The organism is Actinoplanes sp. NPDC051513 (assembly GCF_044454685.1).
Classification (GTDB): Bacteria; Actinomycetota; Actinomycetes; order Mycobacteriales; family Micromonosporaceae; genus Actinoplanes.
This window is the reverse complement of record NZ_JBITDW010000006.1, coordinates 37,470-53,625: the sequence shown is the minus strand read 5'-3', so window position 1 is coordinate 53,625 and position 16,156 is coordinate 37,470. Positions and strand designations below refer to the sequence as shown.

The 16,156-nt window shown below is 73.2% G+C and carries 11 protein-coding genes and 1 pseudogene; 3 read left to right on the top strand and 9 right to left on the bottom strand.

Annotated features, from left to right (window positions below; all coding sequences use genetic code 11):
- Window positions 1-121: 121 nt before the first annotated feature.
- The 3 genes from ACIA5D_RS20685 to ACIA5D_RS20675 are packed head-to-tail and all read right to left on the bottom strand — an operon-like array spanning window position 122 to window position 7,320.
- Window positions 122-3,202: an FtsX-like permease family protein gene (locus tag ACIA5D_RS20685; RefSeq protein ID WP_396031747.1), complete on the bottom strand. Its 3,081-nt coding sequence runs from the start codon at window positions 3,200-3,202 to the stop codon at window positions 122-124.
- The gene (locus tag ACIA5D_RS20680; protein ID WP_396031746.1) at window positions 3,199-6,261 is read right to left on the bottom strand and encodes an FtsX-like permease family protein; all 3,063 of its coding nucleotides are present in this window, start codon (window positions 6,259-6,261) and stop codon (window positions 3,199-3,201) included. The genes ACIA5D_RS20685 and ACIA5D_RS20680 overlap by 4 nt, the downstream gene beginning before the upstream one ends.
- Window positions 6,262-6,321: 60 nt before the next feature.
- On the bottom strand, window positions 6,322-7,320 hold the full coding sequence (locus ACIA5D_RS20675) for a magnesium transporter CorA family protein (RefSeq protein WP_396031744.1): 999 nt from the start codon (window positions 7,318-7,320) through the stop codon (window positions 6,322-6,324).
- Between the two features lie 43 nt (window positions 7,321-7,363).
- On the opposite strand from ACIA5D_RS20675, the gene ACIA5D_RS20670 reads away from it, so the two are divergent.
- A complete protein-coding gene (locus ACIA5D_RS20670) occupies window positions 7,364-8,077 on the top strand; it encodes a nicotinamide riboside transporter PnuC (protein WP_396031743.1) in 714 nt (237 codons plus the stop codon).
- A 24-nt stretch (window positions 8,078-8,101) separates the two neighbouring features.
- Here ACIA5D_RS20670 and ACIA5D_RS20665 read toward each other — a convergent pair whose 3' ends face one another.
- Complete coding sequence (locus ACIA5D_RS20665; RefSeq protein ID WP_396031741.1) at window positions 8,102-8,824, bottom strand: helix-turn-helix domain-containing protein; 723 nt, start codon at window positions 8,822-8,824, stop codon at window positions 8,102-8,104.
- Window positions 8,825-9,031: 207 nt separating this feature from the next.
- Here ACIA5D_RS20665 and ACIA5D_RS20660 point away from each other — a divergent pair, with 207 nt between their 5' ends.
- Window positions 9,032-9,697 carry a DUF4097 family beta strand repeat-containing protein gene (locus ACIA5D_RS20660; RefSeq protein WP_396031740.1) on the top strand — a complete coding sequence of 222 codons (666 nt, stop codon included), beginning with the start codon at window positions 9,032-9,034 and terminating at the stop codon, window positions 9,695-9,697.
- A gap of 33 nt (window positions 9,698-9,730) precedes the next feature.
- On the opposite strand, the gene ACIA5D_RS20655 is transcribed toward ACIA5D_RS20660, so the two are convergent.
- Both ACIA5D_RS20655 and ACIA5D_RS20650 read right to left on the bottom strand, forming a co-directional pair.
- Complete coding sequence (locus tag ACIA5D_RS20655) at window positions 9,731-11,341, bottom strand: CocE/NonD family hydrolase (RefSeq protein WP_396031739.1); 1,611 nt, start codon at window positions 11,339-11,341, stop codon at window positions 9,731-9,733.
- 41 nt (window positions 11,342-11,382) lie between these two features.
- Window positions 11,383-11,724: a nuclear transport factor 2 family protein gene (locus tag ACIA5D_RS20650; RefSeq protein ID WP_396031738.1), complete on the bottom strand. Its 342-nt coding sequence runs from the start codon at window positions 11,722-11,724 to the stop codon at window positions 11,383-11,385.
- A gap of 67 nt (window positions 11,725-11,791) precedes the next feature.
- Here ACIA5D_RS20650 and ACIA5D_RS20645 point away from each other — a divergent pair.
- Window positions 11,792-12,718: pseudogene (locus tag ACIA5D_RS20645) on the top strand (RNA polymerase subunit sigma-70); the annotation flags it as partial.
- Between the two features lie 53 nt (window positions 12,719-12,771).
- On the opposite strand, the gene thrS reads toward ACIA5D_RS20645, so the two are convergent.
- Genes thrS through ACIA5D_RS20630 form a run of 3 tightly spaced genes read right to left on the bottom strand, consistent with a single transcriptional unit; the run spans window position 12,772 to window position 16,030 of the window.
- The gene (thrS, locus tag ACIA5D_RS20640; RefSeq protein ID WP_396031737.1) at window positions 12,772-14,751 is read right to left on the bottom strand and encodes a threonine--tRNA ligase; all 1,980 of its coding nucleotides are present in this window, start codon (window positions 14,749-14,751) and stop codon (window positions 12,772-12,774) included.
- Between the two features lie 50 nt (window positions 14,752-14,801).
- Window positions 14,802-15,716, bottom strand: a complete 915-nt coding sequence (locus ACIA5D_RS20635) for a WXG100 family type VII secretion target (RefSeq protein WP_396031735.1) — start codon at window positions 15,714-15,716, stop codon at window positions 14,802-14,804.
- Complete coding sequence (locus tag ACIA5D_RS20630; protein WP_396031734.1) at window positions 15,716-16,030, bottom strand: hypothetical protein; 315 nt, start codon at window positions 16,028-16,030, stop codon at window positions 15,716-15,718. The genes ACIA5D_RS20635 and ACIA5D_RS20630 overlap by 1 nt, the downstream gene beginning before the upstream one ends.
- Between the last annotated feature and the right edge of the window lie 126 nt (window positions 16,031-16,156).

The following is a 16,156-nucleotide window of genomic DNA, read 5'->3' as shown; positions in this document are numbered from 1 at the left end:
GGTGCAGTCGACCTGGTCAGGTGCGGGCGTTGCCGGGTGCGGGGGGCGGTGGGCAGTGCGAGCGGTGCGGGCGTGCGGTCGGTGCCGGCTGTGCGGTCACGTGCGTGAATGCGGCGTGCGGTCAGGTGCGGTCCGTGCGGGCGGTGCGGTCGATGCGGCGGTGCAGGTCGCGGCCGGTGCCGGCGGCCACCGTGGCGAGCACGAGCAGGACCGCGGCGCCGGTGGCCAGGACGACCAGGATGCGGGGCCAGGCCGGCAATGGCAACGACGGCGGGCTGGCCCCGGCCAGCGGCAGCGCCCAGCCGGTCAGTCCCCACACCGCGAGCGCGGTCAGCACGCCGGCGACCGCTGCGATCGCGACCAGGACCGGGTACGTCCACAGCGTGGCCCGTCCGGCGACCGGCCGGCGCAGGCCCTGGGCGCGCAGCGCGGACAGATCCTCGACGCGGCGCGCCCGGTCGACGGCCGCGGCCAGCACCAGCGCCCCCGCGCCGAGCAGCACGGAGAGGCCGCCGGCCAGGTAATAGAAGTACAGCGACAGGGCCGGCCCCTGCTCGGCGAGCCGGTCGCGCACCTGATCGGACCGGGTGTCGCCGGTGATCGTGAGGCCCTGGGCGGCCAGCCGGTCGAGGATGTCGGCGGGGGCGTGCTCGTTGAGCCAGACCTGTGGGTCGAGCGCGACGGCCGCGTCGGCCGACAGCCGGTCGGCGTAGTCGAGGTCGACCAGGGTCGCGTGGTCGCCGATGCGGGGCACGGCCGGCAGGCGATCGGTGAGCCGCAGCGCGAGGGGTTTCGCGTCGAGCCCGGTGACCGTGCTTCCGAAGGGCTTCGCCCCGGCGTACGCGGCGGGAAGCGGCGCCGGCGCGTCGACCGGCTTGACCCAGATGCCGTCGCGGATGCCCCCGGGCGCGGTCGCGTCGATGCCCAGCCCACCGGGGTCGGCGACAATGCTCCCGGGGCCGGCGGTGATGCCCGCGGGGTCGGCAGCATCGGCTACGAGGTCGCCGGTCCGCCAGCGGGACACGTCGGCGAGCGCGGACGCCGGCAGGGCGTCCCGGACCGGATTGATCGACCCCAGCGAGTTGATCACGACGCGGCCGGTCACGTTGAGGGCCGTCGTCGCGATCGTCACCTCGATGCCGTTGAGCCGGCAGCCCAGCCGGCAGGCCCCGACCCGCTGCTTGTAGGTGCTGCGCCCGTTGCGCAGCGTGCCGAAGTCGACCACCTCGTCGCCGAGGCCGGCCACCGAGGAGACCGCCACGAGCAGCTTGAGCTCCTTGCCGTTCGTCATCGCGGTGGCGGTGACGCCGACCGCGAGATCTTGACCCGGCAGCACGACCGGCTCGGCGGCCGGGGGCCGGAGACGTGCGGCCACCCCGCGGGCGGACGGCCCGCCACCCGGCCACGACGCCACCGCGGCCAGCCGCCGGGAGTCGACGGCGAGGCCCAGCGCCTCGTCGGCGGCCGAGCTCGGCAGCCGGACCACGGCCATGGCGAACCGGCCGTCGGGGTCGGCCATCTGCACCGCGTGCAGCAGCCGGCTGCGGTGGACCGGGTCGACGCTCAGCACCCGCTCGGCGCCGACCCCGAGGCCGGCCTGGACGTCGCGCCCGCGCGCGGCCACGTCGACCGCGCATGCCGCGTACCCGGCCACCGCGACCGTCGCGACCAGCAGCGCGAAGAGCCGCTGGGCGCCGGGGCGGCGGGAGAGCTGGAAGGCGGCGAGCGCCGGGCCGAGCCGGCCGGCGTCGAGCGCCCGGGTGGCGTAGCGGGTGACGGCCGGGAGCAGGGCGCGGGCGGCGAGCAGGGACAGGGCCAGGATGCCGAGGGCCGGCGCGAGCAGGGCGACGCCGGTGAGCGTACCGCCGGAGATCGCGAGCTGGACGCCACTGACCACGGCGAGCAGCACGATGACGGCTTCGACGGCGACCGCGCGCGGGCCGTTGACCCGGCCCGGGTTGCGGCGCAGCAGGCCGGCGACCGGGCCGAGCAGCTGGCGGCGCTGGGCGAGGACCGCGGCGGCGCAGGCGGCCAGTGCGGCGATCGGGGCGTAGCGCAGCGACGACCAGTCGGCGGCCACGCCGACGCCGGGGAAGCGCGCGGCGGCCACGGCGTCGACGAGCAGCTGGCCGGCGACGCAGCCGGCCGCGGCGCCGGCCAGGATCGCGACCAGGCTCTCCCCGGTCGCCAGCCACCAGCGGGTCCACCAGCGGGTGCCGCGCAGCGCGACGATCGCGAGCTCGGGCCGGCGGCCCTGCGCGCCGTAGCTGACCGCCAGGAAAATGCAGAAGCAGGCGAGCAGCACCAGCGGCACGGCCATCACCGGCACGAGCAGCCGGGCGTTGCCCCGGCCGCCGTCGATGCGGTCGAGCAGGAAGGGCAGGTCGGTGTTGATCTGTACGGTCGGGCCGAGCTTGGTGGACTGCGACTTGAGCGTCTCGAGCCCGGCCCGCAGCTGCGGCAGGCGGTCGATGTTCAGCGCGGCCGGGCCGGCGGCGCCGTCGATCGCCATCTCGGTGCGGCCGTGGTCGATGACCGCGAGCGTGGCCGCGCCGATGAAGACGGGCTCGCCGGGACCGTGCCCGGGCACCGCGGTGAAGTAGCCGTGCGTGCCCCAGTAGGCGTCGCCGGGCGCCGGCACCGTGTACGTGCCGGCCACGTACAGCCGCTTGGGTTTGCCGTCGGGGATGTAGAGCGGGTTGTGGTCGTCGTTGTTGTTCTTGGCGAAGGTCAGCGTGACGGCGTCGCCGGCGGCGAGCCCGGCGCGCTCCGCGGTCGCGGCGCCGAGGATCGCCTCGCCCTCGCCGATCAGGCAGCGGCCGGTGACGATGCGCAGATGGGTGCAGGCGTCCTGGCGGAAGACGACCCGCGAGGCGATCACGTTGTCGGGCTCGATGCCGATGGCGGGGAACTCGGCCGAGAAGCGGTACTCGAAGCCGGGCAGGCCGCCGAGGGCGGCGCCGACGTTGCTGAACTCGGGGTTGCCGTTGTTGCCGGCCCGGTCGTCCTGGGCGGAGCTGAGCACGATGCCGCGCTCGGCGGGGGTGGCGGTGGCGATCTGCCCGGCGGCGACGGCCCGGTCCGCGGCGGCCAGATAGGCCGGGGAGGCGACGGCGGCCGCCACCGCGAGCAAAGCCAGCAGCGCGAGCGTCAGCGACTGCCCGCGCCGAATCCAGACCATGGCGAGAACAAGACGAATCACCGGCCGGCCTCCCGGTGGCGGGCGGGCCCGCGAGAGCCGGCCTTCCCGTGGTGGGTGGGCCGGCGAGAGCTGGCCTTCCCGTGGCCGGCGCGCCCGCGAATGCCGGCCTCCCGGCGCAGGCGGTGCGTCAACGGCAGCACCGCGAGCCACCCGGTGAGGCCGAGCACGAGCAGCGCGACCAGCCCGGCGAGGGCGAGCGAGGCGAGGCCGAGGGCGCCGGGCGCGGGCAGCACGTCCCAGCCGTCCGTGAAGGCGGGCAGGGTGATGCGCACCAGCGGCCGCGCGAGCGCGGCCGCGGCAAGACCGGCGACCAGACCTGAGAGCACGAGCGCGGCGATTCCCGCGTACGCCGTGAGCACTGCGACCCGGCCCGGCAGCCCCTGCACCCGCAGCGCCCGCAGCTGCTCGAGCCGGGAGCGACGGTCCACGGCCCCGGCCACCCCGAGGGCCGCCGCCGCGAGCAGCAGCACCACCACGCCGGCGACCAGCGAGAAGCGGGTGACCACGGCGGGCGCCTGGCCGGCGAGGTGGGCGGCCCAGTCGCCGATCGTCTCGTCGGCGGCGATGGTCAGGCCGGCCCGGGTGAGCGCGCCGACGATGCCGGGCGGCGCGCCGGGGGCGAGCCACACCTGGAACTCGCCGGCCGGGGTGGCGTCGCCGATGACCCGCCGGGTCGCGTCGAGGTCGGCGAGCACGCCGCTGCGGCCGACGACCGGCAGCGCGGTGACCGTCCGGACGACCCGCACGGGCGCCGGCTCGCTGCCGAGCGACAGCAGCGCGGGCTCACCGAACTGCCAGCTCGGCGGGGCCGCCCCGGCCAGCACGACCGGCAGCGGCAGGTCGGTGTCCACGGCGTACGCGGTGGTGCCCCGCTCCCCGCGGCCGGCCGTCGCGTCGGCCGACAGGGTCAGCGTGCCGCCGGCGGCGGCCAGGTCGAGGGCCGCGCCCGCGGTGCCGGACCGCCACCGGGCGACGTCGGCGAGGCGGGCCGGGTCGAGGATCACGCCGGGCGGGTCGAGCTGGTCGAGACCGCGTACGGAGACCGCGGACGGACCGGTCAGCTCCCACCGCAGGATGCGGCAGCCCGGCGCCGCGGCGCAGCCGGCGACCGGCGCCTCGAGCGTCCGCTCCCCCGCGCCCACCGGGCCGAACCGCACCGGCACGGGCGCGCCCGTGCCCTCGTGCTGAAGCACCAGGTTCAGCTGCACCGGGGCCGCGCCCTGCCGGCTCACCCGCACGGCGAGCCGGCCGCCGGTGATCCGGGGCAGCGGCGCGGGCGCCACAGTGGCGGGCAGCGCCCCGATCGGCCCGTACTCGGGCCGCCAGTGGGCGACGGCCGCGAGCCGTCCACTGTCGACGGCGAGGACCGGCGGCTCGCTCGTGCGGTCGACCGTGACGGCCATGGCCTGATCGCCGGCCGGGTCGGCGGCGCGCACCGCGGCCAGCAACGCGGTGCGGTTGGGCGCCTGCACGGTCAGCACCCGGGCCGCGCCCAGCTCGGCGCCGCTGCGCTGCACCCGGGCCGTGTGCTCGCCGGCGTAGCCGCCGACGGCCGTGGCGAACACCGCGACCGCGACCACGACCAGCGCGAACACCCGGTCGCCGCCGGGCTGGCGCGACACCTGCACGGCGGTGAGGCCGAGCCGCAGGTGACCAGTGCGCACGGCGGCGCCGCCCCCACGGTCGGCGACGCGGCCGAGCAGCCGGGCCAGCAGCAGCGCCACGGCCAGCGCCACCAGCGCGGGCGCGGCGAGCGCGAGCCCCGTCCCGGCCGCGCCGGCCCGGGCCTGGTAGATCGCGGACACCGCCACCGCGAGCAGCAGCAGGTCGGCGAGGCCGGAGCGCCAGTCGCCGCGGCCGCCGGTGACCTCGCGCAGCAGGTCGGAGACCGGGCGGCGCAGGGCCACGGCCTCGATCAGGGCGAGCACGGCGAGGCCGCCGACCAGCACGGCCACGGTGGCCGCGACGGAGAGCGTCAGCGCGGTCTGTTGCTGCTGGGGGCGGCCGACCGGGCCCGCCAGCAGCCGGGCCAGCAGGTAGCCCAGCGGCAGGCCGGCGAGCGCGCCGAGCACGAGCGGCACGAGGTGCTGTCCCCAGGCCAGGCGCAGCATCGCGCCGCGCGAGCTGCCGCGCAGCTTGAGCAGGGCCGCGTCGCCGCGCCGGTCGCGCCCGGTGTACTGGCCGGCCAGGCCGATCGCGAACCAGGCGAGCACCAGCACCTGGATGACGGCGACGAGCACGCCCTCGCGGATGGCCTCGCGGTCGCGGGCGATGGTGCGCAGCAGCGAGCCGGTCGTGTTGACCAGCCGCAGCCCCTGCCGGCCGAGGTCGTAGTCGGCCTTCCGGAGCACCCCGGCCAGGTCGTAGCCGTCGTCGCCGCGGATCAGCCGGTCGGGCACCTGCACGTCGTAGCTGATCGTGGGGTCGCCGAGCTCCTCGTCGGTGAAGGTGCCGATCGTGGTGAAGGCCGGGTCGAGGCCGCCGCTCGCGACGAACAGCGGGTTGCTCCAGTAGGCGCCGGCCGGGTCGTCGAGCGAGTAGGTCGCCACGACGCGCAGCGTGAGCGGCGCGGCGTCGGGCTGGCGCCGCAGGCCGAGCCGGTCGCCGCGGCCGAGGCCGAGCTGCTGGGCCGTGTTCACGCTGATCGCGGCCTCGCCCGGGGCGGCCGGGCAGGGGCCGTCGAGGCGCAGGTGGTCGCACATGTCCTCGCGGTAGGCGATGGCCATCGACGGCGTCTGCCCGCCGTGGACGGTGATCAGCGGCAGCACCAGGCCGCTGACCGGGTCGGTGGCCGGCAGCGGGAGCAGGCCGCGCGCGTTCGCCGCGAACTGGTCGACCGTGCCGGCCGGGTCGCCCCCGGTTTCGATGATCTTGCGGATCGACAGCGACCGGTCGGCGGCCGCGGCGGCGTCGACGTCGGCGGCGGCGGCCCGGGCGCCCCCGGCGATCGCGAACCACGGCCCGGCCGCGGCCACGGCGGCGGCCAGCGCGGTGAGGATGAGGACGGTCAGCACCTGGGCACGGCGGGTGCGGACAGCGCCCCAGACCAGTGCCAGCATGCCCACCTCCCCCGCGGAATCACCGGGGAGATTACGCCGGTGCGGCGGGCGGGACCGACCCTAAAGCCAGTGTTGCCGGCGGAGGTACCAGTAGAGCCCGCCGGCCGACAGGACGATGAGAACCAAACTCTGCACGTACCCCCATGTTTTCTCAAAACCGGGATAAGGAAGGTTTTGTCCGAAATAGCCGGTGAGGGCGGTGGGGACGGCGATCACCGCGGCCCAAGCGGCCAGCTTGCGGGTGATGTCGTTGAGGACGTTGCCCTGCTCGGCCAGATCCGCCTGCAGCAGGCTCTCGATCCGCTCGCGCAGGTGCTCGACCTGGTCGCTCGCGTGCTGGGCGTGATCCTCGACGTCCCGGTAGTACGGCGCCAGATGCTCGTCGACCAGCCCCAGGTCGGGCCGCGTCGCCTGGGAGACCAGCTCGGCCATCGGCGCCACCGCCCGCCGCAGCGCCGCCACCGTCTTGCGCAGCCGCAGGCCGCGCATGCGTACGCCACGCGGCGCGCCACCCTCCTCGAGCAGCACGTCCTCGACGTCGTCCATCGCCACGTCCAGCTGCTGCGCGGCGGCGACGTGCCCGTCGACCACCACGTCGAGCAGCCCGTGCAGCAGGAACCCGACGCCGCCGATCTCGTTCAGCTTCGCGTCGGCGTCCCAGCGCTCGACCAACTTCGCCGTGTCGCTCGGCGCCTTGCGCACGGTGATGAGCGCCCGGTCGGTGACGAACGCGCTGATCTCGGTCTTGCCGAACGGCGGATCCTCCGGCTTCGTGGAGACATCCACGGCGTACACGTTGAGGAAGAGATGTTCGGGATAGCGGTCGAGCTTGGGACGCTCGTGGTCCTGGGTGGCGTCCTCGACCGCGAGGGGGTGCAGGTGGAACTCCTCGGCGACCGCGGCCAGATCGGCGGGGCCCGGACGGTACAGGTCGAGCCACAGGACCGCCTCCGGGTGCCGGGCCAGCATGTCGGGCACCTGGTCGGCGGGGAAGTCCTCGGCAATGGGCCGGCCGTTCTCGTAGAGGCGGGTCTCGGCGGGGCAGGACGGCGCGGTCACCGTCACACTATGCCCCACCGCCCGGGCCGCCATACCATGAGCCGTGGCCTGGCTCGATCAACTGCTGACGACGTTCTACAACGCGAAATGGCAGGTGACACCCGGCCAGGCGATCTACTACCGCGAGATCGTGGGCAACGCGTTCGGCCTCGGCTCGGCGCTGTTCGGCCTGCGGCGCAGCGCGTGGGCGTGGCCGGTCGGCATCGTCGGCAACGTGCTGCTCTTCACGGTCTTCATGGGCCAGGCCATCGGCAACGACCAGGGGACGCCCCTCTACGGGCAGGCATCGCGCCAGGTCTTCTTCGTCGCGACGAGCGTCTATGGCTGGTGGCGGTGGCGGCGCAACTCCACCCGTACGCATGGAATCGCCGTGACCCCGCACTGGGCGAGCCCTGGGCAGCGAGCCGTTTTCGTTCCGGCGGCATTGGCCGCCGTCGTGCTCTGCTTCTTCGTCTTCCGCGCCGTCGGCGCCGGATTCCCGGCGCCCTGGTGGTATTACCTGGCCGACTCGTGGATCTTCGTGGGCTCGATCCTGGCCACCTATGCGATGGCCCGCGGCTGGGTCGAGTTCTGGCTGTGCTGGATCGCCGTCGACCTGGTCGGCGTGCCCGAGCTCCTGCATTTCCGCTATTACCCGTCGGCGATCCTCTACGCCGTCTACGCCGCGTTCGTGATCTGGGGATTCGTCGTGTGGCTGCGCATCTCCCGCGCCGAGTCCGGCCCCCGCCTCAGCGCCCCAGCGCCCGCGGCGGCGTAGTTCCAGCCGCCCTCCCGGATCGCGTCACTGCTCGTCGTCGTGGCGGGCCGGGCCGGTGTGGAGGACCTCGCGGGCCTGCTCGGCGGCCCGGGTGATGCTCTCGCTGATGAAGTCGAGGAAGCGGGCGATGTTCTCGAGGCGGGCGGCCGCGCGGGTGTTCGGGCCGAGGATGCCGACGCCCTGGCGGGCCGCCGCGACGAGTTGGTCGTTGGCCCGGGCGCTGGCGATCGTCGCCTGGTAGAAGAGCTCGTCGTCGACGAGGTAGCGGTCGCGGCGGCGCTCGTCGCGTTCGCGGCGTACGAGGCTCTGGCTTTCCAGGAAGGTGATCGCCTTGGAGATGGAGGCCGGGCTGACCTGGAGGCGCTGGGCGAGCTCGGACGCGGTGAGGCTGCCCGCATCGGTGGTGAACAGGCAGGTCAACACCCGGGCGGTCATCTTGGGCAGGCCCGAGGCCATGAGGACGGTGGTGAGCGACTCCTCGTACTCGGCGATGGCCTCGGCGTTGCGCCCATCTTGCGCGGGAGCGGCGCGGGGCGTGGTGGGCCGGCGCCGGTGGGCGCGGCGCTCGGTGGCGCGGTGGGCCAGGTCGGCGCGGTAGGCGGTGGGGCCGCCGTTGCGCATCACCTCACGCGTGATCGTCGAGGTGGGGCGATCGAGGCGGCGGGCGATCTCGGCGTAGGGAAGGCTGTCGGCCAGCCCCACCGCTATCTGGTGGCGTTCCTGCTGGGTCAGCCTGCCTCCGGGCATCGCGATCTCCTTCCGGCTCGGGGCGAGACGCCACTATAGCGTTCACTCGTCATCCATTGCAATGCAACGTTGCGTTACCGACATCTCCGTTGCAACGATTAATGCCGTTTGAACAGCGATAACGCCAATACAGTGCAACGAACATGTTGCCATCGAACGGAAAGCAACGTAGCGTTTCTCATGTCGGAAACAACGAAGGAGCCCCCGATGCAGAAGTTCGACACCCCCGCCCCCATCTCCGCCGTCCTCGCCATCGCCGCCGGGCGCGTCCAGGTCATCGCGGCCGACCGCGCCGACACGACCGTCGAGGTCCGCCCGTCCAACCCGGGCAAGAGCCGCGACGTGCAGGCCGCTGAACAGACCACCGTCGCGTACGCCGACGGCGTCCTGCGGGTCCACACCGCCGAGCCCAAGAACCAGCTCTTCGGCTCCTCCGGATCGGTGGAGGTCACCCTCCAGGTGCCCGCCGGCTCTCGCGTCGAGGGCAGGTCCGCAGCCTCCGAGCTCCGCGGCGTCGGCCGCCTCGGCGAGGTCGCCTTCGAGGGCGCGTACCGCCAGATCAAGATCGACGAGGCTACGAGCGTCCACCTCAGCGCGGTCGACGGCGACGTCGAGGTCGGCCGGCTCAACGGCCCGGCCGAGATCAGCACCACCCGCGGCGACATCCGGATCACCGAGGCCGTGCGCGGCGCGGTCGTGCTCACCACCCAGGACGGCAGCATCTCGATCGGCGCCGCGGCCGGCGTCTCGGCCACCCTCGACGCCGGCACCAGCTTCGGCCGCGTCAGCAACGCGCTCAAGAACGACGGCAGCGCCGAGCTCGACATCCGCGCCACCACCATGCGTGGCGACATCACCGCCCGCAGCCTGTAACCAAGCCGCCGCCCCGGACGCGAGGGCGGCGGCTCAGGCCGTGCCCGGCAGCACCAGCCGGGACGGGCCGAGCGTGATCGTGTGCCGCGACGGCGCCAGCTTCGTGCCCGTACCCGGGTTCTCCGCCGTGCCGAGGTTGCGGCTGAACTGCGGATAGCACCCACCCGCGATCAGCACCCGGATGCGCGACCCCGCCGCGAACCGATGCGCCGTGGGCAGCAGTTGCAGCCGCACCGGCGTGTTCTGATCCCGCGCGGGGTCGAGCCGCCGATACCCCTCGGTCACGTTCCGCGAGCCGCGCGCGGACACCTCGCTCACCCGCACGAAGAGATCGGCGTAAGGGTTGTCCGAGTGATGCGCGAGCTCCACCACCGGCGACCCTTGCACCTCCAGCGGCGAGGTGAGCGGCGAGCCCGTGAAGGCCAGAACGTCGGCCCGCTCCGCCAGCGCGCCGTCGTCGACGTACCCGCCGCCGTCGAGCAGCGGCCCACCCACCGCCGGCGTGGGCGACGCCGGATCGAAGGTGAAGCTGGCCGATCCCGCCGCCGCCTCCCCGAGCCCGCCGCCGGGCCGCAGATGCAGGGCGATCTCGCGGGCGGGTGGCGGCCAGGCGTCCGTCTCGCGCCACTCGCCGCTTCCGGTCACCTTGACTCGTACGCGTGCAGCACGGCGCAACGGCTCGCCCCGCAGCTTCGCCCCCAGCCAGTCGAGCGTCTCCGGGATGAGGATCCGGGCGCCCTTCCCGATCACCTCGGTGTGCGTCCAGGGCCCGATGGTGAGCCCCACGTCCACGCCCCGGGCCGACAGCCGCGAGTACTGCTCGACGGTCTGCCCCAGGAAGAGGTCCTGCCACCCGCTGTGCAGCAGGATCGGGATCCCGGCCCGGTCCAGCGCCTCCGGATGCCGCATCGGCGCCCAGTAGGGATCGTCGAGGTCGGGCCGCGTGACCCGGTCGCGGAACCACCGGGCCCGCCCCGCGTAGTGCCGCTCCCCGGCCTCGACCAGCGGTAGGTCGGTGAAGACCGACCGCAGCGCCCGCTTCTGCGCCGGCCCGCTCATCGTCTGCCGGATGGCCGCCGCCAACGACGGCTTGTCCGACCGCGGCAGCTGGGAGACCATGTCGCTCCACCCGACCAGGTCGAGGTTGAGCGCCCCCGTCCCCCACGAGTGCCGGGCGAAGTCGTGCGGGCCGACGGTCACGACGGCCGCGGCCATCTGCGGCGGCGGGTCCTCGAGCAGCGTCCACTGGGTGTAGCCCAGATACGACGGCCCGACCGTCGCGAACGTCCCGGTGAACCACGGCTGGGCCACCAGCCACGCCACCACGTCGCGCCCGTCGTCGCGCTCGGTGCGCATCGGGTCGAAGTCCCCGTCCGAGGCCGCCGTCCCCCGGCTCGACACGAACACCACGTGGTAGCCGCGGGCCGCGTACGGACGGGCGTACAGATGATTGAACGGGAACCGCCGGCCGTACGGACCTCTCACCAGCAGGGTCCCGGCCGGCTCGCCGGCCGGGACGTAGTGATCGGCCGCAAGCGTCACGCCGTCGCGCATCGGGATGCGCAGCCCCCGCTCGATCCAGAAGCTCCGCGCCGCGCCCGGCAGCCCCAGCACCCGCGTGACGAGGTGATCCTGCAGCGACATGATCACACAATGGCGTGAAACGGCCCCGCTGTCGATGCCCTTCAGCGAGCGAAGGGCAGCCGATCGAAGACGAACCGGCTGTACACGATCCGCCCGTCCACGACCGTCACGCACTCCGCGCCGGGCGCGCTGGCCACCCGCGGCGACGCCGTGTCGTACATGATCAGCGCCCTCTCGTCGTCACCGTAGGCGGCGATCATCGTGGCCGCGGTGAGCGTCCCGGCGAACGGTTCGAGAAACGCCCGGTACGCGGCGGCCCCTTCGATCCGCCCGGCCGGCGCGTCGCAGACGATGTCGTCCGCCACGTATACCATCGCCCGGTCCATGTCCTTGCCGGTCCACGCCTCGAAGTACTCGAGCGCCACGCGCTTGGCCTTGTCCATGGGGTGTTCCCTTCTCTGATGAGATTGCGGTTCGACTGTTCAGACACCGCCGCCGAGGGAAACGGAACGATCCGTGGACGATGAGGCGTTCGCCGAGCTGGTCGGCCCGCACCGGCGCGAGCTGCTGCTGCACTGCTACCGCATGCTGGGCTCGCTGACCGACGCCGAGGACGTGCTGCAGGAGACGCTGGTGGCGGCCTGGCGTGGCGTCGACGGCTTCGAGGGCCGCTCGTCGTTGCGCACCTGGCTGTACCGGATCGCCACCCATCGGTGCCTCAACTTCCGCCGCCGCGCGCCCGCCGCCCCGCGGCCGCCGTTCAGCCCGCCCGAGCCGTCGCGCCTCGGCGATGTGCCCTGGCTGCAGCCGTTCCCGGACGCCCTGCTCGACGGCGTGCCCGATACCGCGCCCGGCCCGGAGGCGCGCTACCAGGTGCGGGAGGCGGTCGGGCTCGCGTTCGTCACGAGCCTGCAGCGCATGCCACGGCGCCAGGCCGCCACGCTGATCCTGCGCGACGTGCTCGGCTATTCCGCCGCCGAGACGGCCTCGATGCTCGGCGTCACCGCGACGGCCGTGAAGGGCCTGCTGCAGCGGGCGCGAGCCGCGGTCGTGGTTCCGGCGCCGGCGGCGGCCGGATCACCCGAGGAGGTCGCGCTGGCCGACCGTTTCGCACGAGCATTTTCCGTACGGGACATCGACGCGCTCCTGGCGATGCTGACCGACGACGCCTGGCTGTCGATGCCGCCGGCCCCGCACGAGTACCACGGTCGCCCGGCCATCGCCGCGTTCCTGCGGGCGAGCCCCACCTGGCAACCCGGCCTCTCCCTGCGGCTGACGCCGACCAGGGTCAACACCCAGCCCGCGTACGCCTGCCGTCTGGCGGACGAGCCCGCGGGCCTGCTGGTCCTGACCTTGCGCGGCGGCCGGATCGCCGCGATGACCCGCTTCCTGGAGGGCCCGGAAGCGGCCGGGCGAGACTCTGTCCCGGCCGGTTGAGGCCGGGCGAGAACTCTGGCCCGGCTGGCTGAGGCCGGCCGGGACGAGCGCGCTCAGGCCGCCGACGGGCCCGTGTTCACCCGGGAGCGGACGACCTCTACGACGTGCGCGACCGCCTCGTCGAGGGCGACCCCGTTGCGCTGCGAGCCGTCGCGGTAGCGGAAGGACACCGTCCCGGCGGCCACGTCGTCGTCGCCGGCGATGGCCATGAACGGGATCTTCTGCTGCTGGGCGGTGCGGATCTTCTTCTGCATGCGGTCGTCGGAGTGGTCGACCTCGGCGCGGATGCCCTGCTTGCGCAGCGCGGCGACGAACTCCTCGAGGTACGCGGCGTGGTCGTCACGGATCGGGATGCCGACCACCTGCACCGGCGCCAGCCAGGCCGGGAACGCGCCGGCGTAGTGCTCGACCAGCAGGCCGAAGAATCGCTCGATCGACCCGAACTTGGCCGAGTGGATCATCACCGGTTCCTGCCGGGTGCCGTCGGCGGCCTGGTACTCGAGGCCGAAGCGGGCCGGCTGGTTGAAGTCGTACTGGATGGTCGACATCTGCCAGGTGCGGCCGATCGCGTCGCGGGCCTGCACCGAGATCTTGGGGCCGTAGAACGCCGCGCCACCTGGGTCGAGCACCAGTTCGAGGCCGGACTCGTCGGCCACATCCTCGAGCACCTTCGTCGCCACGGCCCACTGCTCGTTCGTACCGATGAACTTGTCGCTCTTGGGATCGCGGGTCGACAGCTCGAGGTAGTAGTCGTCGAGGCCGAAGTCGTCCAGCAGCGAGCGGACGAAGTTCAGCAGGTGCTTGATCTCGCCCGGCGCCTGCTCGGCGGTCACGTAGGAGTGCGAGTCGTCCTGGGTGAGGCCCCGCACGCGGGTGAGGCCGTGCACCACGCCGGACTTCTCGTAGCGGTAGACCGACCCGAACTCGAAGAACCGCAGCGGCAGCTCACGGTAGGACCGCCCGCGCGCCTTGAAGATCAGGTTGTGCATCGGGCAGTTCATGGCCTTGAGGTAGTAGTCCGCCCCCTCGAGTTGCATCGGGGGGAACATCGTGTCCTTGTAGTACGGCAGGTGCCCGGAGGTGTGGAACAGCCCCTCCTTGGTGATGTGCGGCGATCCGACGTACTGGAAGCCCTCCTCGATGTGCCGCGCGCGGACGTAGTCCTCCATCTCGCGCTTGATCACCCCACCCTTCGGGTGGAAGACCGCCAGGCCCGAGCCGATCTCCTCGGGGAAGGAGAACAGGTCGAGCTCGGCGCCGAGCTTGCGGTGGTCGCGGCGTTCCGCTTCGGCAAGACGGTTCAGGTACGCCTTGAGCTCGTCGCGCGACGGCCAGGCCGTGCCGTAGATGCGCTGGAGCTGCGGGTTCTTCTCGCTGCCGCGCCAGTAGGCCGCGGCCGAGCGCATCAGCTTGAACGCCGGGATGAACCGGGTCGACGGCAGGTGGGGGCCGCGGCACAGGTCGCCCCAGACCCGCTTGCCCTCCTTGTCGAGGTTGTCGTAGTGGGTCAGCTCGCCGTGGCCGACCTCCATCACCTCGTTGGCGTCCACGTCGCCCTTGAGGTCGACCAGCTCCAGCTTGTACGGCTCGCTCGCCAGCTCGAACTTGGCCTCTTCCGGCGACTTGTACTCGCGCCGCCGGAAGGTCTGACCCGCCTTGACGATCTCCTGCATCCGCTTCTCGAGCTTCGACAGATCTTCCGGCTGGAACGGCTTCGGCACGTCGAAGTCATAGTAGAAGCCGTCCTGGATCGGCGGGCCGATGCCGAGCTTCGCCTCGGGGAAGATGTCCTGCACGGCCTGGGCGAGCACGTGCGCGGCCGAGTGGCGCAGCACGTTGAGCCCGTCCGGCTCGTCGATCGCGACCGGGGTCACGTCGGTGTCGAGCTCGGGCTGCCAGTCGAGGTCACGCAGCCGGCCGGACGCGTCGCGGACCACCACGACCGCCTTGGGGCCGCTGGTGGGCAGGCCGGCCTTGGCGACCGCGTCGGCGGCCGCAGTCCCGGCCGGGACGACTAGAGGGTCGGCGGACACGATGTACTCCTAGAGCTCGGGATTCGGACCGTTCCCGATGCTATCCGGAGCTACTTCTTCAGCTTCACCGGCGGCACGTAGTTGTCCCACTTCGGGTCACCCTCGGCCAGAACGGCCGGCGGGTAGTTCATGAGTCTGCTGCCCGGGTGATCGACCAGCCGCTTCTCGATCGCGTCGATGTCGGCGAGCCCCGCCTCCGCGTCCATGGTCGCCCGGCTTCCGGCGTCGTCGTGCAGGTCGTCGAGGCGCTGCCGGCGGGTCAGCAGGGCGGCCTTGTTGCGCTCCAGCAACAGCCGGTTGGCCCGGTCACGGGCGTCGCTGGGCAGGCCCACGGCCGGGCCCACCAGCTCCGGGTGTTCCTCGATCAGCTTCTCCCGGTTGAGCGGGTGGATCGCGTGCCAGGCCTGCGCGCGCAGATCCGGCCCCACATCCACCAGCAGGAATTCGACGGAGACCTCGGGCAGCTCTCCTTCGGGCCGCTCCTCCTCGCGGAGCTGGTTCTCCTCGATCGTCACGCGCGCCTGCCGGTCGGCGTCGTTGGCCTTGGCGAGGATCTCCTCGATCTGCGCCACGTACGCGTCGACGCTCGCCTGCGTCCCGGTCACCGGCGCCGTGATGCGCCCCGAGGCCAGGTCGACCTCCAGGCCGTCGCCCCGCGCCTCGGCCACGACGCCGTGCAGCATCTGCTGGTAATGCTCGATGTCGTACGCGAACCGCCGCAACGTCTCGGCGATCTTGCCGCAGTAGCGGTGCGCGTTGCCGATCTGCAGCTGCAACTGCAGGTTGCGCTCCTGGGCGGCCTGCGCGCCCTCGCCGGCCCAGAAATGCGGCAGGTCGCGGGTGCCCTGCACCAGGTCTTCCACGGTGTCGTCGATGTCCTCGACCAGCCGGTCCCACTGTGCCGCCACCGCCCGGAGCCGGGGCGTGTCGGCGTGGAGCAGTCCCTGCAGCGAGATGCCGGCCATCAGAGTCCCGCCCCGGTCGCCTTCATCCGCCCGTACGTGTCGGTGTCTGATCTTTGGTAGTCGGCGGCCGCCCGGCGGAGGTTGCCGGCGAATTCGCGCACGTCCCCGGCGAGATGCTCGAGGTTGTACTGCCAGTTCCGCGAGACGGCCGGCATCGCCCACTCGCTGGTGCGCGAGCCCTCGATCGCGCCGTCGGCCAGGTGGGTCATGCCCTCGACCCCGGCCCCGAGCCGATCGAGCCGCCCGGCCACCTCCTGCACCGCGTCGCCCATGGCCGTCAGCCGGGGCACGTCGATGCCGATGATCTCGCCCATCGGACCCCTCCCATCGATACCCATCGTGACGGTACCGCTACCCGCCAAATCCGCATCACCGGCGGCGGTAGTGGGCAATGATCACGCCCTTGGTGGTGGCGACGCTCCCGGTCAGCTCGAGCTCGG